5 protein-coding genes are annotated in these 3459 nt (G+C 51.1%); 3 read left to right on the top strand and 2 right to left on the bottom strand.

Annotation, left to right across the window (positions count from 1 at the left end):
- The 3 genes from rsmA to AC3ZFK_RS07865 form a co-directional block, all read left to right on the top strand.
- A partial coding sequence (gene rsmA / locus AC3ZFK_RS07875; protein WP_489433772.1) for a 16S rRNA (adenine(1518)-N(6)/adenine(1519)-N(6))-dimethyltransferase RsmA occupies nt 1–771 on the top strand: 771 nt, incomplete at its 5' end.
- 11 nt (nt 772–782) lie between these two features.
- Nucleotides 783–1217 (top strand): universal stress protein, encoded by a 435-nt coding sequence (locus AC3ZFK_RS07870; protein WP_487507366.1) that lies wholly within the window; start codon nt 783–785, stop codon nt 1215–1217.
- A gap of 3 nt (nt 1218–1220) precedes the next feature.
- Complete coding sequence (locus tag AC3ZFK_RS07865; RefSeq protein WP_487507365.1) at nt 1221–2054, top strand: symmetrical bis(5'-nucleosyl)-tetraphosphatase; 834 nt, start codon at nt 1221–1223, stop codon at nt 2052–2054.
- Here AC3ZFK_RS07865 and folA read toward each other — a convergent pair.
- Nucleotides 2023–2583, bottom strand: a complete 561-nt coding sequence (folA, locus tag AC3ZFK_RS07860) for a type 3 dihydrofolate reductase (RefSeq protein ID WP_487541412.1) — start codon at nt 2581–2583, stop codon at nt 2023–2025. The genes AC3ZFK_RS07865 and folA overlap by 32 nt on opposite strands.
- Before the next feature lie 56 nt (nt 2584–2639).
- Nucleotides 2640–3434 carry a thymidylate synthase gene (locus AC3ZFK_RS07855; protein ID WP_487507369.1) on the bottom strand — a complete coding sequence of 265 codons (795 nt, stop codon included), beginning with the start codon at nt 3432–3434 and terminating at the stop codon, nt 2640–2642.
- Nucleotides 3435–3459 lie beyond the last annotated feature (25 nt).

Below are 3459 nucleotides of genomic sequence, written 5' to 3'. Positions count from 1 at the left end.
CGCAGGCGTTTTGGCCAGAATTTTCTCCATGACCAGAATGTTATCCACAAGATTGTGGCAGCCATCAATCCCCAGCCGGGGGAGCACCTGGTGGAGATCGGCCCCGGCCGGGGGGCGCTCACCTGTCAACTACTGCCTCTGGTCGGGGAGATGGATGCTGTAGAGCTGGATCGTGATCTTATTCCTCTGCTGGAGAGTGAGTGTGGCCCAATAGGAGAGCTAACCATTCATAGCAGTGATGTACTCAAGTTTGATTTCTCATCACTCCATGAGGGGGGGCGACCACTACGCATTATCGGCAACCTCCCCTACAACATCTCTACCCCTCTTATCTTCTACCTACTGAAAAATGTTGGGATCATCCTGGATATGCACTTTATGCTGCAGAAGGAGGTGGTAGAGAGGATGGCTGCTGCCCCAGGTAGCAGCGCCTATGGCCGCCTCTCGGTAATGGTGCAACGCTACTGCAGAGTAGAGCGTATCCTTACCATTGGACCAGGGGCATTCAACCCCCCTCCCAAGGTTGACTCATCGGTTGTCCGCCTCACTCCGTGGAAGAGTCCGCCAGTCAATATTGATGATGAGGGGCGTTTTCAGGATGTAGTTAAAGCCGCATTCTCACAGCGCAGAAAAACCCTGAGAAACAGCCTCAGATCACTTGTGACTACAGAGCAGTTCGAGTCTGCAGGGGTTGATCCAGTACGTCGTGCCCAGACCCTGTCTCTGGAAGAGTTTGCTAAACTTGCAAATGCTACAACCGCCATAAATTGAGGAGAAAGAGTATGAGCCACTACAAAAAGATACTTCTCGCTGTTGATTTTTCTGATGCCTCAAATCATGTTATCGGTAAGGCATCCGAGCTTGCCGAGGAGTGTGATGCAACTGTTGATCTTGTTCATGTGGTGGAGTACTACCAGCATGAGTTCAATGTTGATGTCTATCTGCCCGATCTGAATATCGAGAATGAATTGCTGCAACAAGCCAGAGACAAACTGCACAAGGTTGCTGAAGATATGGGTATTCCTGGTACCAAAAAGTGGCTTGAGACCGGTTCCCCAAAAAGCGAGATTGTGCGTGTTGCTACCGAACAGGAGTGTGATCTTATTATTGTAGGAAGTCATGGTCGTCATGGCCTTGGATTACTGATGGGCTCTACTGCCAATGGCGTTTTACACCATGCGCCTTGCGATGTGCTGGCTGTACGTGTTCCAGAGTAAGTAATGTCTGTCTACGCAATAGGTGACATTCAGGGATGTCTTGATGAGTTGCTGCAACTGCTTGAGAAGATCGAGTTTGATCCTGAGGTAGACCAACTATGGTTTACCGGTGACCTGGTTAACCGTGGACCGAAATCACTTGAGACCCTGCAGTTTGTTCGTTCACTCGGGGATTCTGCAGTCACTGTTTTGGGGAACCACGATCTCCACCTGATGGCCCTGGCAGAGGGTGATAAGCGCTATACAAACCGGTTCGATACCTTGCTCCCTATCCTTGAGTCTGCTGAGAGGGCTGAGCTACTACACTGGCTTAGGCACCGCCCCATGCTTCACCATGATGAAGAGCTTGGATATACATTGATACATGCAGGGCTCCCTCCGCAGTGGAGTCTGAAAGAGGCGCAACAGCATGCCCATGAACTGGAGTCGATGCTACAGAGCAGTGATTACCAGACTTTCCTAAGCCAGATGTATGGCAATGAACCTGCCAAGTGGGACGATAATCTTGAGGGGATTGAGCGTCTGCGTTTTATCACCAACTGCTTTAGCCGTCTCCGTTTCTGTTCAGACGATGGCGTTCTTAATCTAAAGAGCAAGGGCAAACCAGGGTCACAGCCTGAGGGGTTTATCCCCTGGTTTCGGGTAGCCGAGAGAGCGAGCCGCTCAGAATGCATCTTGTTTGGTCACTGGTCTACCCTGGATATCCGCAGTGAAGAGAGCGTCTATGCCCTGGATACAGGATGCCTGTGGGGAGGAAAAATGAGTGCCCTGCAGATTGATTGCAACCCACCCAGATGGCACCAGATCAACTGCGGGGAGAGTCTTGCTCCGTGGTAATACGCTCCAGGGTGACAAAACTGTAGGGCCAGCGATTCTTCTCGTCTACCGGGTGATCTTCACGCCCCACCTTGCACCACTCCGACTCATCCCACTCTGGAAACCAGGCATCCCCATCTATCTCCAGATCTATCATGGTCAATACCAGACGGTGAGCCCTGGGCAACATCTGCCGATAGAAGGATTCACCACCCATCACCATCACCTCTGAGGCATCACCAGCCACCTCAAGTGCCTCATCTATGGAGTTGACCACATCACAACCATCAATGGTTGCTGAGCCATCTCTGGTCACCACAATATTCTGTCTGCCCGGGAGAGGCCTGCCAATAGAGTCATGGGTCTTGCGCCCCATCAGGATTGGCTTGCCCATGGTCTGCTCACGAAAGTGTCTCATATCCGCAGGAAGATCCCACGGCAGAGTGTTGTTGATGCCGATGACACGGTTGTGGGCCATTGCAGCAATCAACGTAACCACGGGCACCTTTGGGATCAGGTCTGCGTTTTTACTGTTATTGTGGTTGATCATATTTCATTACTCAGTAAATGGTTCAATAACACTAAAAACGCAGACCTGACCCCCACTTAAATAGCGACTGCCCCCTTGATATGAGGATGCGCCTCATAATCGACCAGTTCAAAGTCCTCAAACTTGAAGTCAAAAATAGAGCTCACATCAGGATTGATCTTCATGGTTGGCAGGTGATATGGATTTCTGCTCAGCTGCAGGTCGGTCTGCTCCAGATGGTTGGAATATAGATGTGCGTCCCCCAGGGTGTGGACAAAATCGCCCAGCTGCAGATTACACACCTGTGCCATCATCATGGTGAGCAGGGCATAGGAGGCGATATTGAATGGCACTCCAAGAAAGATATCTGCACTACGCTGGTAGAGCTGGCAGGAGAGTTTTCCATCGGCCACATAGAACTGGAAGAAGGCGTGGCAGGGTGGGAGGGCCATATTCTCAATCTCTCCAACATTCCAGGCAGAGACGATAATTCTGCGAGAGTCCGGACTGTTCTTGATCTGCTCCACAACCTGGCTAATCTGGTCAATATGCTCCCCACTGGCGGCTGGCCAGGAGCGCCACTGGGAGCCGTAGACTGGCCCCAGATTTCCATCCTCATCGGCCCACTCATTCCAGATCCGCACCCCATTCTCCTGCAGGTAGTGAATGTTGGTCTCACCTGTCAGAAACCAGAGGAGCTCATGGATTATTGATTTCAGGTGTAGTTTCTTGGTAGTTACCAGAGGAAACCCCTCTGACAGATCAAAACGCATCTGGTAGCCAAACACGCTCTTGGTACCGGTTCCGGTACGATCCTCCTTGATAGCGCCATGGTCTCGAACATGGCGCATTAGATCCAGATACTGCTTCATCTCACCCCCACTAAAATAATTTGAA

It is taken from the genome of Candidatus Thiopontia autotrophica (genome assembly GCF_982804495.1).
This window is presented reverse-complemented; position numbering and strand designations above follow the sequence as displayed.